The organism is Bacillus sp. XF8 (genome assembly GCF_017498755.1).
In the GTDB taxonomy this organism is placed as follows: domain Bacteria; phylum Bacillota; class Bacilli; order Bacillales; family Bacillaceae_G; genus Bacillus_A; species Bacillus_A bingmayongensis.
Map to the genome: position 1 here is coordinate 82,484 of NZ_JAGDQK010000021.1, position 18,113 is coordinate 100,596.

Here is an 18,113-nt window from a genome sequence, read left to right on the forward strand (position 1 = left end):
CAAAGATATTATAGTTTCACAAAAAAGGGAAGTGACGAGAATAGAGCACTATTCTCGTCCAAAACTACTCCTTGGATGAAGGGGTTTTCATGTATTATATTAACAGGACTTTATTAATATTTAATGAAGCTATTGTTAATATAATGTAAATATATCCCTCCCAAGGGTTTCACATTATCATTACTTCTCCAAATCCGATTTCGGTAAAGCAACTGTAAATGTAGTACCTTCTCCTACTGTACTATCCACAGTGATCGTCCCTTGATGCGCTTCTACTAAGTGCTTTACAATCGATAACCCTAGGCCTGTCCCACCTGTATTTCGGCTTCTTGCTTTATCTACGCGATAAAAACGTTCAAAAATACGCGGAATTTCTTCTTTACTAATCCCAATTCCTGTATCAGATACTTTTATATAAGCGTTATGTTCATCCTCTAACAACTTTACAGAAACTGTACCGCCAGCTGGTGTATATACAATTGCATTATTAACTAGATTGATAAAAATTTGTTTTAATCGACTCGGATCTCCTATCACGGACACATGTCTCAGTACATCAACTTGTAAGGAGATTTCTTTATCTTGTGATTTATTCTCCAGTACCATTTTGATTTCTCCAAGCAATTCCTTCATATCAACAGTACCCATATTTAACTTAAAGCCTTGTTGTTCAATCTTTGATAAATCTAATAAATCTTCGATTAAGCCTTGCATACGCTCGCTTTCCTTTAAAATAATATGCAAGAAATGCTCGCAAAACTGCTGATTTTCCATCGCACCATCAAGCAATGTTTCAGAAAAACCTTTAATAGAAGTAATTGGCGTTTTTAGTTCATGTGAAACATTTGCTAAAAAGTCTTTTCGCATTTGCTCTAGTTTCTTTAGTTCTGTTATATCGTGGAATACGAGAACAATCCCTTTCCACTCATGATTCGTCCCAATAATAGGTGCGCCATATACTTCAAAATGCTTTCTTTCAATTCCAAGCGGCAGTAGCATTTGCTTCCGCACTTTTACTTCTGTCATAAAAATCTCTTCCACAAGTTCAATGATTTCTGCATGAAGAAACGCTTCATAATATAAGCGATCCAAATACTCTTCATCCGTTACATGAAAGATTTCTTTATACGAACGGTTTACAAGACTTATATAACCACGGCTATCAATTAAAATCATACCGCTTCCCATGTTTTCAATCAGTGTATGTAAACGATCTTGTTGCATTTCTTGCTCTAACGTCATTTCTTGCAAGTTACGCGCTAAAATATTGATCGCCTTGCTTAACATCCCTGTTTCATCTGAATGATTTTCATAGGCACGTGCCTTATAGTTGCCCTTCGCCAATTCAATCGCTACTTTCGTAACTGACTCTATCGGACGAATATATTGACCTGTAATTTTTACACCAAGAAAGACAACGACAAGACAGGCAATTACAAATCCTATAATTAATAATCCCCACGTTTTTTGGTGAACATCTTTCAAAGGAGCTATAGTGCTTTTTATAAGAATATATCCTTGCTTACCATCTGCATCTTGAACAAATACTGCATGGTGAAATACATTCTTATCATTTGTTTCCTTCGTAATCACTCTATTTTTTTGTTTTGCTGTTTCAGAAGAAAGTTCCTCAATTGTTGCTTGATTAAATACAGATTGCTTACCTTTACTATATTTGACTTTCTTCGCTTCATCAGCAAATGTAACCGAAACAGGAACTTGCTCTTCTAATTTCTCAAATATGTTTGGCGATTTTAGAACATGATCAACACCTTCCGCCTCTACCAATGAAGCAACATACCTTGTCTCTTTTACTGTTCTCTCTTTCGCATGATCGATATAGTAATTCTCAAACACCGTTTCCAAGAGTACCCCTAGTCCAACTAAAATAAGAATAATAAGAGAAACAAATGTAAAGAGAAGCCTCGAGCGAAATTTATTCATCCCCCTTTGGCTCCTCTAATTTATAACCTAATCCACGAATTGTTTTAATGTACGCTGGTTTTTTCGTATTCTTTTCAATTTTATCTCGCAAGTGACTAATATGAACATCGACGATTCTTGTATCACCCGCAAAATCATAATTCCATACCGCACTTAATAACTGATCACGTGTTAATACACGCCCTTTATTCCTTGCTAAATATACAAGTAACTCAAATTCTTTTGGCGTTAGTTCTAGCTTTTCCCCTTGGAAATACGCCTCATAAAATTCAGGTAAAATTTTTAAATCAACAATATTGATACTATTTTCATCCTGCACTTCTGGAACTTGTTCATCTTGCAATTTCGTACGACGTAAAATCGCCTTCACACGCGCAACAACTTCCCTTGGGCTAAATGGCTTTGTCATATAATCATCAGCCCCAAGCTCAAGCCCTAACACTTTATCGAACTCATCATCTTTCGCTGTTAGCATTAAAATAGGTGTCATAATACGCTGCAAACGCAATTCTTTACACACTTCCATACCATCCATTTTTGGAAGCATTAAATCTAATATAATCAGATCCGGACGTTCCGTTGTCGCCTTTTGAAGCGCTACTTCACCGTCCATCGCTGTTATGACCTCAAATCCTGCTTGCTGCAAATTAAATTCAATTAAAGTTAAAATAAACTCCTCATCATCAACAACTAAAATTCGATTGCTCATTCTCTTCCTCCAAGTTATAGACTTGAAACCTTCTTCATCCTAGTATTTCCCCACTATTCCCATCATACTAGAAAACAATTCCCCTCTCAATAGAATTGTCCTTCACTAAGTTTGATTGTGCTATAGTTATACAGGAAAATATATCTAATAGAAAGCGATGGTACATATTCATGTTTAAAGCAGCTGTTATTTTCATTCTTGCTGGACTAGCTGAAATTGGTGGTGGATATCTCATCTGGAAATGGCTAAGAGAAGGCAGTTCACCCTGGATCGGCCTAATTGGAGGCATTATTTTATGCTTATACGGCGTTATCGCCACATTCCAAGTATTTTCTAGTTTTGGCCGTGTATACGCAGCTTATGGCGGTGTTTTTATTGTGATGAGTTTACTATGGGGGTGGATGGTCGATAAAAAAACACCAGATATTTTTGACTGGACTGGTGCAATTGTTTGCCTTGTTGGTGTTTTTATTATTCTTTGGCCACGTGGATAAAGAACTTCTTCTTTCTCCCCCTCATTGACGTACATAACCAGAATATGCGTCAATTAATATATAATTATTAAGAAATATTATGTTATCAACAATGAGGGGGATTTCATCGTGAATCGTAAAAAATGGATGCTATTTGGTTTATCCTTATTATTTTTAGTTAGTTTTACTCTTGGCTTATCGAACTGGGATACGCTAACAAAAGGCTGTTCGGATTTCAAAGAAGGATTCACAATTGGATTTTTTAATTAATTTATTTTCATATCAATAATAAAGAGCACTAACATATTATGTATTAATCATATGTTGGTGCTCTTCTTTTAACATGTAAGACTTAACACTTTTTCTTAAAAATTATCTAACGCTTTTTCTAAAATAGAAGCTGATTTGTAAGGCGGCGTGACCGTTAATACACCTTTCACAACCACTTCTTCTTTTTCATCATAAGCGAATACACGCATATCAATCGTATGTTCCTCCGGAGAAACTGCTACAACTTCAAAATGAATTTGCAAAGTTTCATAATGATTCACAGGCTTCACAAAAGTAAGGTCCTTCCTAACAACATGACTGCCTGGACCTGGCAAATATTTCGTAACCGCTGTTGTAATCATACCCGTTAACATAATACTTGGTACAATGGGTTTTTCATACGGAGTTTGGGATGCGTAATCATGCTGGATATATAATGGATTTGAATCATTTGTTAAGCCTAAATACAATAATAGATCTTTATCCTCAATTTTTTCAGTGATAGATAACTTTTCTCCTACTGTAATCTCATCCATTCGACGACCAATTTGAACTTTTTTCTTTAACATGTTACAATCCCCCTCCAAATTTTATTTTATCCCGCTAGTTGCGGCCAGTAACCTCCACCTAAAAATCAAGAAAAATTCAAAGAAGAAAGTTAGAGATAACTGTCCGTAAAAGCCCGATTGGTTAAGGCTAATTCTCAGCAGGGATAAAACCTCCTACCGAGAAAAGTTTCACTTTATTATCCTACCAAAAGCGATATATTATCCGGAGTATTACTGTAATGAGGGCAATGTATACTATTAGTCTATGTTTCCGTTGTAGGATATAACAAATGATAGCGTTTTCATATTATTTTAAAAAAATAATTCACTAAATAGTAGAAAAAGATTCGGAGTCCCCGAATCTTTTTCTAAATATATATTTTGTATTAAACAAGAACTTTCATAACGTTACGTACAGATTCTACTGAACGATCTAACGCTTCTTTTTCTTCCTCACGAAGTTCTAATTCAATAATTTTTTCAATTCCATTACCACCTAGAATTACTGGTACACCTAAGTAAAGGTCGCTATAGCCATATTCACCTTCAAGGTATGCGATAGCTGGTAATACGCGGCGTTGATCTTTTAAGATTGCTTCCGTCATTTCAACTAAAGAAGCAGCTGGTGCATAGTATGCACTACCGTTTCCTAGTAAGCTTACAATCTCACCGCCACCTTTACGTGTACGTTCTACAATCGCTTCTAAGCGCTCTGCAGGAATTAATGTTTCTAACGGAATACCACCTGCATAAGAGTAACGTACAAGAGGTACCATATCATCACCATGGCCACCAAGAACGAATCCTGTAATGTCTTTTACAGAAAGATTTAATTCTTGTGCGATGAATGTACGGAAACGAGCTGTATCTAATACACCAGATTGACCGATAACGCGTTCTTTCGGGAATCCAGCTTCTTTAAATACAGAATATGTCATTGCATCAACTGGATTTGTTAATACAAGAATAATTGCGTTTGGTGAGTGTTTTGCGATATCTTGTGTAATACTTTTCATAATTTTAGAGTTTGTCGCTACTAAATCATCACGGCTCATTCCTGGTTTACGTGCGATTCCTGCTGTAATAACAACAACGTCAGAATCAGCAGTATCTGCGTAATCAGATGTGCCGATAATGTTAGCATCAAAACCTTGTACAGGGCTTGCTTCTAACATATCTAACGCTTTCCCTTTTGTTGGATTTTCCAGTTGTGGAATGTCCACTAATACAACATCTGCAAGTTCTTTTTGAGCTAATAAGAATGCTGTTGTTGCTCCTGTAAATCCTGCACCGATGACTGAAACTTTTTTGCGTTTGATTGTCATAATTTCTCCCCCACTTTAAATTATGCGTTTTTGATTACTGCTAAATCCATATTGTTAATAAGGGCATCAGCAAATTCAGAACATTTCACTTCAGTTGCACCATCCATAAGGCGTGCGAAGTCATATGTTACCACTTTTGAGGCAATTGTTTTTTCTACTGAAGCAGTTACTAATTTCGCAGCTTCATTCCATCCTAAATGTTCTAATAATAATACTCCTGAAAGAAGAACAGAAGATGGATTTACTTTATCTAAACCTGCATATTTTGGAGCTGTACCATGTGTAGCTTCAAAAATAGCATGTCCAGTAACATAGTTAATGTTTGCACCAGGTGCAATACCAATGCCGCCTACTTGTGCTGCAAGTGCATCAGAAATATAGTCGCCATTTAAGTTCATTGTTGCAACAACATCGAACTCACGTGGACGTGTTAAAATTTGTTGTAAGAAGATATCTGCAATAGAATCTTTCACAATGATTTTACCAGCTGCTTCAGCCTCTGTCATCGCTTTATTTGCTGCATCTTTACCATCTTTTTCAACAATGCGGTCATATTCAGACCAAGTAAATACTTTATCGCCGAATTCTTGTTCCGCAACTTCATAACCCCAATTTTTGAAAGCACCTTCTGTAAATTTCATAATGTTTCCTTTATGAACTAATGTAACAGAAGAGCGTTTTTCGTTAATTGCATATTGAATTGCAGCACGAACAAGACGCTTTGTCCCTTCTTCGGAAATTGGTTTAATACCAATTCCTGATGTTTCTGGGAAGCGAATTTTATTTACACCCATTGTTTCTTTCAAGAACTCAAGCACTTTTTGCGCTTCTGGAGATCCTTGTGCATATTCAATACCAGCATAAATGTCTTCTGTATTTTCACGGAAAATCACCATATCAGTATCTTCCGGACGTTTTACTGGTGAAGGAACACCTTCAAAATAACGAACTGGACGTAAACATACGTATAAGTCTAATTCTTGACGAAGCGCTACGTTTAGAGAACGAATACCGCCACCAACAGGAGTTGTAAGCGGGCCTTTAATTGCGATTAAATATTCACGAATCATATTTAACGTCTCTTCTGGTAACCATTCGCCTGTTTGGTTGAATGCTTTTTCCCCTGCAAGCACTTCTTTCCAAACGATTTTCTTCTCACCGTCATAAGCTTTTTCAACAGCTGCTTCTAATACACGAGATGCTGCTGCCCAAATATCTGGTCCAATTCCATCTCCCTCAATAAAAGGAATAATAGGATTGTTTGGTACATTCATAACACCATTCGTTACAGTTATTTTTTCTCCTGTCGTCACTGTGATAACCCCCATGTTTGAAATTTCATATGTATGAAACTGAGGGAATAAGACCCTCAGTTCAAACCGTTAGTCAAATTAAAATATTCCAATCATTACATCTTTCCCAAAAAATCTGACTTTTGAAAGCGTATTTACACTATCTAAATAGTGTTTTTAGCTTATCGTTGTGCCAGTGGTACATAACGTTGATGCGTTGGTCCATTATAATCAGCACGCGGACGGATTAAACGGTTATTTTCATATTGTTCTAGAATATGAGCTAACCATCCTGACATACGGCTAATCGCAAAGATTGGTGTAAATAAATCATGATCAATTCCTAAACAATGGTAAACAGAAGCAGAATAGAAATCGACATTTGGTGGAAGACCTTTTTCTTTTGTGACAATGTCTTCGATTTTGATAGACATATTATACCATTTTTCTTCCCCTAAAAGCACGCATAATTTCTTAGACATTTCACGTAAATGTTTCGCACGAGGATCACCATGCTCATATACGCGATGACCAAATCCCATAATCTTCACTTTATTTTGAAGTGCGTTATGAATATAGGATTCTACATTTTCTTCTTCGCCAATTTCTTTTAACATCTTCATTACATTTTCATTTGCACCGCCATGAAGAGGTCCTTTTAAAGCACCAATCGCTGCTGTAATACCAGAATATACATCTGAAAGTGTTGCAACGCAGACACGCGCTGTAAATGTAGAAGCATTTAATTCATGATCCGCATGAAGCACAAGCGCTTTATCGAAAGCTTCAATTTCCACTTCATTTGGTTCACGATTATTTAACATATAGATAAAGTTTGCAGCTAATGATAAATCTTTTCGTGGCTCAACAACTTCTAAACCTTTACGAATTCTTGCATACGCTGCAACAAGAGTCCCTACTTGAGCCTGTAATTTAACCGCTTTCAAATAATTGGACTTTTCATCCATTAATTCAGCGCTCTCATCGTATAATGATAACATGGAAATCGCAGTTCGTAAAACAGACATCGGATGTGCAATCTTTAAATCTACTTGTTTTAAATATGTTAAAATCTCATCAGGAACTTTAGAATTTTCAGATAACATTTCTTTTAACTCCGTTAGCTCCTGTTCGTTAGGAAGCTTGCGGTGCCATAATAAGTATACCACTTCTTCAAACGTAGCATTTTCCGCTAAATCATCAATATTATACCCAACATAAGTTAATGTATCATCAATAATTGAGCTCACAGATGATGTTGTTGCTACTACCCCTTCTAAACCTCGAATAACAGTCATGACATTCTCTCCTTTTCCTGTAAATTCTCCCAACCTTGCTCCCTTGTATCTGATTGCTTCCCTTCTAAATTATGAACGCCCGTTCACTCTTTAGGCAAGCAAAATGCACGATCATGCAAATTTGTTGTGGTAGTTCCATTGATTCTTATAAAGCATGAGCGTGAGTTCCTCCCCGAATCCTCACGCTCAGAACAACAGATGGTGAGGAAAACTAGTTTCGAAGAGTTTATGATAAAAACAACATAAAACAATATCAGTAAAAAATTGTTTTATGTTATTTTTATTTTATCAGGTGTAAGTCTTCGCTGTTATGTAACCTTTTAAAAGTTTCTAACCCTATTATATACAATTATCTGACTTTTGTGAATGGAAAGAATTCAAAAAATTTATATTACTATAAAATTTTTCACTTAAACATCTGTATAATGTTCATCACAGCATAGGCAATTCCAGCACCAATTAACGGTCCTACAGCAACTCCATTAAATAATGCAACTGCGATAATTGTCCCAAATACAAGCGCAGTTGTAATATGAGGATCGTTTGTTAATAATTGCAAACCACCCTTCGCTAGCAAAGCAACTGCTATCCCTGAAGCTAAAGCAATCCATGCATAATAAGATTTAGTCGCTTCACCAAGCTGCTTAAATCCGATTTCACCCGTAGCGATTGGAACAAGAACTGCAATCGTAATGACCGTTACACCTAGGTTAATTCCTTTTGTTTGTAGATACGGAAGGATTTTATCTCCTAAAAACGTCCACTTTAATAAAAATAAAACACCAACTGCTACAGTAAGCGATTGATTTTTAGCAATAAGTCCAATAATGAGTAGTATGAATAAAAATAACGTTGATTGACTAATCATGACTACACTTCCTTTCTGAAAATAATGAACCTGTTTACAAAATAAATTACTGTTAAACATATCGTTATACACGCTATAGATGGAAGGATTCATCAATTAATACAGATGATACATACAGACCTTCAACGCTTTAAATGAGACGTTTATATTTACTAAGAAAGAAAATCACTCTCCTTTCTTTTCTTATAAGAAACAGGTAAAATAAAAAATAGATAAAGTGAGGCTCTCGTCAATCAGTACAAAGAAAATTTTTACTGCTGATTAGCAATCGCCATCAAGATTTTACGAGCAGATCGCTTCACACTTTGAGGTGATTCATACCGCTCGCAAATAGCAGGATAAATCCATCATTCCACTATAACATAAATACAATTTGGAATGGGAGGTAAGCACCTTTGAATCGAAACTCGCTGTATATCGTATTGCGACTTATATTTGTCATTTTAGCAACAACAATTGGGTTTTATGCGCTTTTATATGTTTCAGGCCTTATATACCCTTTTATCATCGCATTAGCTTTTGCTTATTTGATCAATCCAGTCGTAAATTTTCTCAACCAAAAACTTCAATTTCCTCGTGCCTTAGCGGTACTTGTCAGCTTAATTCTTGTGTTCGGTGCCATCGTCGGACTCGTTACATACCTTGTGACAGAAGCAATTTCCGCCACAACTTACTTACTACAAATTGTCACAGAGAAGTTTCCGGCTATCGTACAGTATGCACAGCAATTTGCACTCAATAATATTATGCCTTTATATGATGATTTAATTTCTAAATTTAATCATCTCGGCGAATCACAGCAATATACAATTACACAAAACTTCCAAAACCTAGGAACGGAAGCAACAAAGCAGATGAAAGAATTGTTGACCGCTATTATAAGTGGATTAACAAACTTCATCAGTGCACTTCCAACAACCTTAACAGTTCTTGTCTTCATCTTATTAGCGACTTTCTTTATTAGTTTTGATTGGCATACACTTGCTTACAAAGTAAAACGATTGCTTCCAAACCGCGTACACGGATACGGAAAAACTATTTTTGTCGATTTACGAAAAGCATTATTCGGATTTGTAAAAGCACAGCTCACACTTGTATCTATGACAACTGTCATCGTACTAATCGGACTATTAATTTTGCGCGTACCGTATGCTATCACAATCGCAATCATTACAGGAATTGTAGACTTACTTCCTTATTTAGGAACGGGAGCAGTTTTTGTCCCTTGGGTGATATATGTATTTTTCACAGGGGATACAGCATTCGCAATTGGTCTACTCATTTTATATATTGTTGTCATTGTTCAAAGGCAAATCATGGAACCAAAAGTGTTATCATCCAATATTGGACTCGATCCATTACCAACACTTATCGCATTATTCGTTGGGTTTAAGCTATATGGTTTTTTAGGATTAATCATTGGTCCAGTCACATTGGTGCTATTAAACACATTGCACAAAGCCCATGTATTTCATGATTTATGGAAGTTTATTAAAGGCCCACCATTACAATAATATTTTTCACTCTCATCCAAGTCTTACATTCAAATTTTCTTTTAAAAATAAAACAAGGGAATTACCCATAATAAATGGATAATTCCCTTGTTTTTTGCGTAAAATGACACTCCCAAGGTTGTTTTTACATTTTTATTCTATTTTCTACATTTTTATTATTCCCTTTTCTTCCTTTTTCTACAAATGAATAAATATACATTTTATAATTCGACAAAAAATAACACTTAGAACGCTTCATGTTCTAAGTGTTATTTTTGTACTATAACGGTTGTATTTCTTCTCAATTTCCATTCTAACCATTTCATTATAAAAGGCTTAAACAACTTTCTTGTCATCGGGAAGATGAAAACAAACCCTATCACATCTGTTACATACCCAGGAAGTATTAAAAGCACCCCACCTACAAAAACAAAGATTCCATCTAGTACTGCATCAGCTGGCATCTCACCATTATTCAATCTCGATTGAATTTCTCTCAACACCTTAAATCCTTGTTTTTTCGCTAAATAAGCGCCAAGCACGCCAGTAAACACAATCATAGCAAATGTTGACCAAAGACCAATTAAATGACTAGAACCAATCAGCACAGTTATTTCAACTGCCGGAATCAAAATAAAAAGAAACAACATCCACTTCATTCTCCCACTCCTTCACCTCGGGCTAACAACCCTAGAATCGATCTAACTCCTTCATATTTCCTCATACGTCCTTATCCTCTCAAAACAACGCTTTACTGCCCTTTTATATAAAACAATAACCAAAAGCCTTATCAGGCATAAAAACACCTCTAAGAGCCTCTTAGAGGCTAATAATAGAACCTCTATCACTAGCAAACCTCATATATCTTCAATATTCTGGATGTAAAAAAAAGAGAAGGACTCCCATCCTTCTCTTCACATTACTTCTTATAGCACTTCCGCATGTCCATTATAAACAATTCCGCGCGCTGCATCAACTGTTACTTCTTGGCCATTTTTTAAAGTTGCTGTTACACCATTTACACCAACGATAACCGGAATACCGATTGATACACCTACAACAGCCGCATGGCTTGTTAAGCCACCCTCTTCTACAACTAGAGCTGCAGCTTTTTCAATTGCAGGAATCATATCTTTATCAGTGCTTGTTGTAACTAGGATATCTCCTTCTGTTACGTTCGCTACTGCTTCCTCAGCTGTTTTCGCTACAACTACTTTACCTTTTGCAGCTTTGCGACCAATCCCTTGTCCTTTAGCGATTTCTTCGCCAACAACATGAATTTTCATTAAGTTTGTTGTACCAGTTTCAGCAACTGGAACACCAGCAGTAATTACAACAGTATCTCCAAGTCCGATTAGACCCGCATCCATACCTGTTTGAATTGCAGTATCTAACATTTCATCAGTAGATACCGCACGTTTTCCAGCCATAAATGCTTGTACACCCCAAACAAGCGCAAGACGACGGCCTACTTGCTCGTCAGATGTTACAGCTACGATTGGAGATTTCGGACGATATTTAGAGATCATTTTTGCAGTATATCCACTTTCTGTCGGAGCTACGATTGCAGCTACATCAAGAGCAAGTGCTGTGTGCGCAACAGATTGGCTAATCGCATCTGTAATTGTTGGAGTGAACTCTTTAATACGTTTTTTGAACATATCTTCATATTGTAATGATTTTTCAACGCGTGTCGCAATATTTGCCATCATTGTTACTGCTTCTACTGGATATTGACCCGCTGCAGTTTCACCAGAAAGCATGATTGCATCTGTACCATCGAAGATTGCGTTCGCTACATCACTTGCTTCCGCACGAGTTGGACGTGGGTTACGTTGCATAGAATCTAACATTTGCGTTGCAGTAATAACCGGTTTGCCTAACACGTTACATTTTTTGATTAGACGTTTTTGTACTAATGGCACTTCTTCTGGTGGAATTTCCACACCCATATCACCACGAGCTACCATTAGACCGTCAGAAACTTCTAAGATTGAATCGATGTTATCGATACCCTCTTGGTTCTCGATTTTTGGTACGATTTGGATAAACTGAGCATTGTGCTCTTCTAATAATTCACGGATTTCTAATACGTCAGCTGCTTTACGTACGAAAGATGCTGCGATGAAATCAACTTTTTGCTCGATACCGAAGACGATATCTTTTACGTCTTTTTCAGTGATACCAGGAAGCTTAATGCTTACGTTTGGTACGTTAACACCTTTTTTATTTTTTACAGTTCCGCTGTTTAATACTTTTGTACGGATGTTTCCGTCAGCTTTCTCGATTACTTCTAGTTCGATAAGACCGTCATCGATTAGAATGCGAGAACCTGGGTCTACATCGTCATAAAGACCAGCATAAGATACAGAGAACTTCTCTGCAGTTCCTAATACTTGCTCTGTAGAAATTACAACTTCTGCACCTGTTACTAATTCAGCTTGTCCGTCTACAAAGTCATGCGTACGGATTTCTGGACCTTTTGTATCAAGTAAGATTGCAACTGTTTTACCAGTTTTCTTTGAAGCTTCACGAATGTTTTTAATACGTGCTCCGTGCTCTTCATGGCTACCATGAGAGAAGTTTAAACGAGCAACGTTCATACCCGCTTCGATTAATTGCTCTAATTTTTCAATACTTTCACTAGCAGGACCTATAGTACATACAATTTTTGTTTTACGCATATTGCACCTCCGAAAATTATGAAACCGTTCCCAAATATCAGACATTACGCCGATTAGATGGATAATTCTTTAGATAATTGATACATATCTTTATCAATTGTATGCTTTTGAGCTAACGCTTCGATAATGTCATGATCAACAAGTTGATTGTTTTGGATACCAACGCAACGTCCACCTTTACCCGCAATCAACAGTTCAACTGCTCTTGCGCCAAGACGACTTGCTAATACACGGTCTTGTGCACTTGGTGATCCACCACGTTGTACGTGACCTAATACAGTTACACGAGTATCAAAGTTTGTTGCTTCTTCGATATGCTTACCGATGTCAATTGCACTTCCAACACCTTCAGCTACAACGATAATACTATGCTTTTTACCACGCTCACTACCGCGTTTTAAACGAGCAATCACATCTTCCATATCATGCTCTTCTTCTGGAATTAAGATTGTTTCTGCACCATCAGCTAAACCAGCCCATAATGCGATATCTCCAGCATGACGTCCCATTACTTCGATAACATATGTACGTTCATGAGATGTAGCTGTATCACGAATTTTATCGATCGCATCAATAACAGTGTTTAACGCTGTATCGAAACCGATTGTGAAATCTGTACCAGGGATATCATTATCAATTGTACCCGGTACACCGACACAAGGGAATCCTTGCTCTGTTAATTTTTTAGCACCTTGGTAAGAACCGTCTCCACCAATAACAACAAGTCCTTCAATACCAAATTTCTTTAATTGCTCGATACCTTTCAGTCGTACTTCTGGGTCTTTAAACTCAGGACATCTTGCTGTATATAATTTCGTACCACCGCGGTGGATAATATCGCCAACAGAACCAAGTTCTAATTTTTCAATGTGACCAGAAATTAATCCAGCGTATCCATGGTAAATACCATATACTTCTATATCATGGAAAATCGCTTTACGAACAACTGCACGAATGGCAGCATTCATACCAGGTGAATCTCCACCACTTGTTAATACACCAATACGTTTCATTTGTACTCACCTCAAAAAGATTATTTGCCTTATAATAAAATAACATGAAGAAATATAAAAATACAATGGAGAAGATGTGTCTTTTCACAATAAAAACGTGCATTCGCGAAATGGAACGCACGCTTTTCTTATTTTATCCAAATGGAAGCGTTTGAAAACGAAACTTGCCCAATTTTCATATATTTTTCATAACGTTTTTCGATTAATTCATCTTTCGAAATACCGTTTAATTGCCCAAATGTTTTTTTGAGCATCAGGTCAATATTTTCTGATTGCTTTAAAATATTACGATGGGCACCGCCGCGCGCTTCTGGAATAATTTCGTCAATTACACCTAATTCTTTTAAATCTGCTGCTGTAATTTTTAGAGCTTCAGCAGCATCTTTTGCTTTTGTAGCATCCTTCCAAAGAATTGTCGCTGCTCCTTCTGGACTAATAACAGAATAAGTGGAATTTTCTAGCATGTAAATGTAATCTCCTACTCCAAGACCTAACGCACCCCCACTGCCACCTTCACCGATAACAATACAAATAACAGGTACAGTAAGCCCTGCCATTTCAAATAAATTACGGGCAATGGCTTCACTTTGGCCACGTTCTTCAGCTGCTTTACCAGGGTAAGCACCTTTTGTATCAATGAAACAGATGATTGGACGATTAAATTTCTCCGCTTGCTTCATTAAACGTAGTGCCTTTCGATATCCTTCTGGATGAGGCATTCCAAAATTACGACGAATATTCTCTTTCGTATCTTTCCCGCGCTGGTGCCCAATTACTGTTACAGGCATTCCATCATATTTCGCTATGCCGCTGACAATCGCTGCATCATCGCCATATAGACGATCTCCATGACATTCGAAAAAATCAGTAAATAAGTGCTTAATATAATCGAGCGTTGTCGGCCTCTCTGCATGACGAGCAATTTGAACGCGGTCCCATACTTTCATATTGCCGTATATTTCTTCCTCTAAATTTTCTAGCTTGTGTTCCAAGATACGAATCTCCTCACTGAAGTCCATCTGGCTGTTTTTCGTATAGTCTTTCAGTTCACGAATCTTATTTCTTAGCTCAACAACTGGTTTTTCAAATTCTAGCTCTGCCATACAGCCGTTTCCCCTCCTTGATGAACTTCTAAAATCTTACGGAGCGAATCTTTCATATCATTACGATGCACAACCGCATCCAATTGACCATGATCTAGTAAAAACTCTGCCGTTTGAAAATCTTCTGGCAGTTTCTCACGCACCGTTTGTTCAATTACACGTCTACCAGCAAAGCCGATAAGTGCACCTGGTTCTGCAAGATTATAATCACCAAGTGAAGCAAAACTCGCTGAAACACCACCTGTCGTTGGATGCGTCATAACAGAAATAAATAATCCTCCAGCATTGCTATGCTTTTTCAAAGCTACGCTCGTTTTTGCCATTTGCATCAAGCTTAAAATACCTTCTTGCATGCGCGCACCGCCCGATGCAGTAAAGATAATAAATGGCACTTGTAATTCGTATGCTTTTTCAACTGCACGTGCAATTTTTTCACCTACAACAGAGCCCATGCTGCCCATTCGAAAGCGAGAATCCATTACTGCAACGACAACAAGCATTTCATCAATTGTTCCTTCACCTGTCACAACCGCTTCATTTAATTCTGTTTTCTTGCGATCACTCTCTAATTTTTCTTCATAGTTTGGAAACTCAAGTGGATTTAACGAAACCATCTCTTTGTCATACTCACGGAATGTCCCTTCGTCCAATACACTATTAAGGCGTTCCCATGCATTCATAGGGTGATGATAACCACAATTCACACATACTTTTAAATTTTTAAGAAGCTCTTTTGTATACATGATTTTCTTACATTTCGGACATTTTGTCATTACACCGTCCGGTACATCTTTTCGTACTTGTTCTGAAGGAATTGCAGCATACTTTTTCTTTTTTACGAATAAATCTCTTAGCACAATTTGACCCCCTTTGATGAGAGCTAAGGTTAGGGTAGGAAGAAAACGGGGCTAACACCAAGGAGCGATGTTAGCCTTATCTTCTCAATCTGTCTAATAGAGGATGTTCAAAAAAGTCCGGTAAAGATAGCTCTCACATTTCTTCGTTACGTCGCCAGTCCGGTACTCATGTAGTTCCATCTACACTCCGTATCCTCCTGGCTTCCGCGCCTCGACCTGCTCTGCTCTCTTTATTCTCCTTTTTGAACTCTCACTAATAACCTCTCTCTTTACGTTTAACTTTAACCGCTGCGCGATAGATTGTTTGTCATAACGTGTCATGGTCATTTCGACAAATTTTATACATTACGAGTGAAACTGTATGTTTTCCATTAATTCATCATAAATTTTTAGCGCTTCCTCTTCTTTTTTCGCGTATAGCGCTTCATAAAGTTTTCTATAGATTTCTATAGATCCTAGCGAGTTTTCACAAGAAAGAGTCGCAACATAATCATTTACAATTCTCCAAATTCGATATAGTAAATAATTGTCTACCTGTTCAATAAGTGTTTTGAAAAACGTTTGATGAAACTCCTGAATTGAGCTCTCGTCCTTTTTCAGAACTTGTTGTAACATACCTAACACACTAGAGAACGTTTCTTCCGATAACTCACATACGATTCGAAGAACATCTTTTTCAAGCAATCGTTTCGTCTGTAACAAATCACGAATTGTTTTCTCATCTTGTAGTAAAAATGGTGCGATTAATTTGACAAGACCATTGTCATAGAAGTTTCGAATAAACGTCCCTTCGCCGCGTCTCGTTTCAATTAATCCTACAAGTTCTAATGCTCGCAATGCTTCACGTACAGATGAACGCCCAACGTTCAAACGTGCGCTCAGCTCACGCTCAGATGGTAAGCGATCACCTGCTACTAAACCATCCTCTTCCATAATGGAACGGATTTTCTTTACAATTTCGAGATATACTTTTGTATTTGATGATGTCAATAGAAACTCCTCGCTTACTCTTTACCAATCAGCGCTAATTGTTTTGTTTTCTCAGCGACTTCATTTGGATCTACTTGACGGCGAGCTACTCCTGTCTCCATCGCAGCTTTTGCAACGTAAGCCGCCACCTGAGGCGCTACACGCGCGTCAAACGGCGCTGGAATGATATAGTCTGAATTCAGCTCATCTGCCGCTACAAGCTCTGCAATGGCCTCTACAGCTGCCATTTTCATTTCTTCATTAATTTGCGTAGCATGTACATCAAGTGCACCACGGAAAATACCAGGGAACGCTAGTACATTATTTACTTGGTTCGGGAAGTCAGAGCGCCCAGTCCCAACTACAGCTGCGCCTGCTGCTTTCGCAATTTCTGGCATAATTTCTGGAACCGGATTTGCCATCGCAAAAATAATTGCATCATCATTCATTGTACGAACCATTTCTTCCGTTAATGCACCCTCTACAGATACACCGATAAATACATCCGCACCTTGTACAACATCTGCTAATGAACCTTCTATACGATTTTTATTCGTATATTTTGCAACTTCATCTTTCACCGGGTTCATACCAACAGAGCGACCTTCATAAATTGCGCCTTTTCGGTCACACATAATAATGTCACGTACACCATAGCGATATAAAAGTTTAATAATTGCAATACCCGCTGCACCTGCACCATTTGCTACAACTTTAATGTCAGACATTTTCTTTCCAACTAGCTTAAGTGCGTTTACAAGTCCTGCTACTGTTACGATAGCTGTTCCGTGTTGATCATCATGGAATACAGGAATATTTGTTTCTTTTTTCAAACGTTCTTCAATGATAAAGCAGTTTGGCGCTGCAATATCCTCTAAGTTTACACCGCCAAATGTTGGCTCCATTAATTTTACAGTTTCAATAATTTTATCTACATCGTTTGTATTTAAGGCAATTGGGAATGCATCTACGCCAGCAAAGCTTTTGAATAAGACCGCTTTACCTTCCATTACTGGAAGAGATGCTTCTGGTCCAATGTTACCAAGACCAAGCACAGCTGTTCCGTCCGTCACAACTGCTACCATGTTTCCCTTCATTGTATATTCATATACCTTACTTTTATCGTCATAAATTTCTTTACAAGGTTCTGCAACCCCTGGAGAATATGCAAGACTTAAATCTTTAGCATTTTCTACTTTTACTTTTGATACAGTTTCTAATTTTCCTTGATGCACTTTATGCATGTGAAGTGCTTCTTCACGAAGTG

The 18,113-nt window shown here is 37.4% G+C and carries 17 protein-coding genes; 3 read left to right on the forward strand and 14 right to left on the reverse strand.

Annotated features, from left to right (window positions below; translation table 11 throughout):
- Nucleotides 1-180: 180 nt before the first annotated feature.
- The gene (gene pnpS / locus J4P91_RS14590) at nt 181-1,944 is read right to left on the reverse strand and encodes a two-component system histidine kinase PnpS (protein ID WP_207994709.1); all 1,764 of its coding nucleotides are present in this window, start codon (nt 1,942-1,944) and stop codon (nt 181-183) included.
- Nucleotides 1,937-2,653: a response regulator transcription factor gene (locus J4P91_RS14595; RefSeq protein WP_017153939.1), complete on the reverse strand. Its 717-nt coding sequence runs from the start codon at nt 2,651-2,653 to the stop codon at nt 1,937-1,939. Before J4P91_RS14595 ends, pnpS begins: the two co-directional genes overlap by 8 nt.
- Nucleotides 2,654-2,823: 170 nt before the next feature.
- Between J4P91_RS14595 and J4P91_RS14600 the strand changes: the two genes are divergently transcribed.
- Both J4P91_RS14600 and J4P91_RS14605 read left to right on the forward strand, forming a co-directional pair.
- Nucleotides 2,824-3,147 (forward strand): YnfA family protein, encoded by a 324-nt coding sequence (locus J4P91_RS14600; protein ID WP_207994710.1) that lies wholly within the window; start codon nt 2,824-2,826, stop codon nt 3,145-3,147.
- A gap of 108 nt (nt 3,148-3,255) precedes the next feature.
- On the forward strand, nt 3,256-3,396 hold the full coding sequence (locus J4P91_RS14605; protein ID WP_207994790.1) for a hypothetical protein: 141 nt from the start codon (nt 3,256-3,258) through the stop codon (nt 3,394-3,396).
- 95 nt (nt 3,397-3,491) lie between these two features.
- Here J4P91_RS14605 and J4P91_RS14610 read toward each other — a convergent pair whose 3' ends face one another.
- The 5 genes from J4P91_RS14610 to J4P91_RS14630 all read right to left on the reverse strand — a co-directional run bounded on the left by J4P91_RS14610 (nt 3,492) and on the right by J4P91_RS14630 (nt 8,727).
- Nucleotides 3,492-3,965 carry a MaoC/PaaZ C-terminal domain-containing protein gene (locus tag J4P91_RS14610; protein WP_207994711.1) on the reverse strand — a complete coding sequence of 158 codons (474 nt, stop codon included), beginning with the start codon at nt 3,963-3,965 and terminating at the stop codon, nt 3,492-3,494.
- A gap of 365 nt (nt 3,966-4,330) precedes the next feature.
- A complete protein-coding gene (mdh, locus tag J4P91_RS14615; RefSeq protein ID WP_207994712.1) occupies nt 4,331-5,269 on the reverse strand; it encodes a malate dehydrogenase in 939 nt (312 codons plus the stop codon).
- 20 nt (nt 5,270-5,289) lie between these two features.
- Complete coding sequence (gene icd, locus J4P91_RS14620; protein WP_207994713.1) at nt 5,290-6,582, reverse strand: NADP-dependent isocitrate dehydrogenase; 1,293 nt, start codon at nt 6,580-6,582, stop codon at nt 5,290-5,292.
- 161 nt (nt 6,583-6,743) lie between these two features.
- Complete coding sequence (gene citZ / locus J4P91_RS14625; RefSeq protein ID WP_207994714.1) at nt 6,744-7,892, reverse strand: citrate synthase; 1,149 nt, start codon at nt 7,890-7,892, stop codon at nt 6,744-6,746.
- A 373-nt stretch (nt 7,893-8,265) separates the two neighbouring features.
- A complete protein-coding gene (locus tag J4P91_RS14630; RefSeq protein WP_207994715.1) occupies nt 8,266-8,727 on the reverse strand; it encodes a DUF441 domain-containing protein in 462 nt (153 codons plus the stop codon).
- Between the two features lie 395 nt (nt 8,728-9,122).
- Here J4P91_RS14630 and ytvI point away from each other — a divergent pair, with 395 nt between their 5' ends.
- Complete coding sequence (ytvI, locus tag J4P91_RS14635; protein WP_207994716.1) at nt 9,123-10,241, forward strand: sporulation integral membrane protein YtvI; 1,119 nt, start codon at nt 9,123-9,125, stop codon at nt 10,239-10,241.
- Nucleotides 10,242-10,489: 248 nt separating this feature from the next.
- On the opposite strand, the gene J4P91_RS14640 is transcribed toward ytvI, so the two are convergent.
- From J4P91_RS14640 to ystJ, 7 genes are all read right to left on the reverse strand, one after another.
- Nucleotides 10,490-10,879, reverse strand: a complete 390-nt coding sequence (locus J4P91_RS14640) for an FxsA family protein (protein WP_207994717.1) — start codon at nt 10,877-10,879, stop codon at nt 10,490-10,492.
- Between the two features lie 267 nt (nt 10,880-11,146).
- A complete protein-coding gene (gene pyk, locus J4P91_RS14645) occupies nt 11,147-12,904 on the reverse strand; it encodes a pyruvate kinase (protein ID WP_207994718.1) in 1,758 nt (585 codons plus the stop codon).
- Nucleotides 12,905-12,957: 53 nt separating this feature from the next.
- A complete protein-coding gene (gene pfkA / locus J4P91_RS14650; RefSeq protein WP_017153928.1) occupies nt 12,958-13,917 on the reverse strand; it encodes a 6-phosphofructokinase in 960 nt (319 codons plus the stop codon).
- 128 nt (nt 13,918-14,045) lie between these two features.
- Complete coding sequence (gene accA / locus J4P91_RS14655; protein ID WP_207994719.1) at nt 14,046-15,020, reverse strand: acetyl-CoA carboxylase carboxyl transferase subunit alpha; 975 nt, start codon at nt 15,018-15,020, stop codon at nt 14,046-14,048.
- Nucleotides 15,008-15,877, reverse strand: a complete 870-nt coding sequence (gene accD, locus J4P91_RS14660; protein WP_017153926.1) for an acetyl-CoA carboxylase, carboxyltransferase subunit beta — start codon at nt 15,875-15,877, stop codon at nt 15,008-15,010. The genes accA and accD overlap by 13 nt, the downstream gene beginning before the upstream one ends.
- A 345-nt stretch (nt 15,878-16,222) precedes the next feature.
- Nucleotides 16,223-16,867, reverse strand: a complete 645-nt coding sequence (locus J4P91_RS14665) for a FadR/GntR family transcriptional regulator (RefSeq protein WP_207994720.1) — start codon at nt 16,865-16,867, stop codon at nt 16,223-16,225.
- Nucleotides 16,868-16,881: 14 nt separating this feature from the next.
- A complete protein-coding gene (gene ystJ, locus J4P91_RS14670; RefSeq protein WP_207994787.1) occupies nt 16,882-18,090 on the reverse strand; it encodes an NADP-dependent malic enzyme in 1,209 nt (402 codons plus the stop codon).
- Nucleotides 18,091-18,113: the final 23 nt, after the last annotated feature.

Coding starts and splice junctions, on each gene's coding strand:
- pnpS (WP_207994709.1), bottom strand. CDS start 1,944: ATGAATAAATTTCGCTCGAGGCTTCTCTTTACATTTGTTTCTCTTATT.
- J4P91_RS14595 (WP_017153939.1), bottom strand. CDS start 2,653: ATGAGCAATCGAATTTTAGTTGTTGATGATGAGGAGTTTATTTTAACT.
- J4P91_RS14600 (WP_207994710.1), top strand. CDS start 2,824: ATGTTTAAAGCAGCTGTTATTTTCATTCTTGCTGGACTAGCTGAAATT.
- J4P91_RS14610 (WP_207994711.1), bottom strand. CDS start 3,965: ATGTTAAAGAAAAAAGTTCAAATTGGTCGTCGAATGGATGAGATTACA.
- mdh (WP_207994712.1), bottom strand. CDS start 5,269: ATGACAATCAAACGCAAAAAAGTTTCAGTCATCGGTGCAGGATTTACA.
- J4P91_RS14630 (WP_207994715.1), bottom strand. CDS start 8,727: ATGATTAGTCAATCAACGTTATTTTTATTCATACTACTCATTATTGGA.
- J4P91_RS14640 (WP_207994717.1), bottom strand. CDS start 10,879: ATGAAGTGGATGTTGTTTCTTTTTATTTTGATTCCGGCAGTTGAAATA.
- pyk (WP_207994718.1), bottom strand. CDS start 12,904: ATGCGTAAAACAAAAATTGTATGTACTATAGGTCCTGCTAGTGAAAGT.
- pfkA (WP_017153928.1), bottom strand. CDS start 13,917: ATGAAACGTATTGGTGTATTAACAAGTGGTGGAGATTCACCTGGTATG.
- accA (WP_207994719.1), bottom strand. CDS start 15,020: ATGGCAGAGCTAGAATTTGAAAAACCAGTTGTTGAGCTAAGAAATAAG.
- ystJ (WP_207994787.1), bottom strand. CDS start 18,090: ATGCATAAAGTGCATCAAGGAAAATTAGAAACTGTATCAAAAGTAAAA.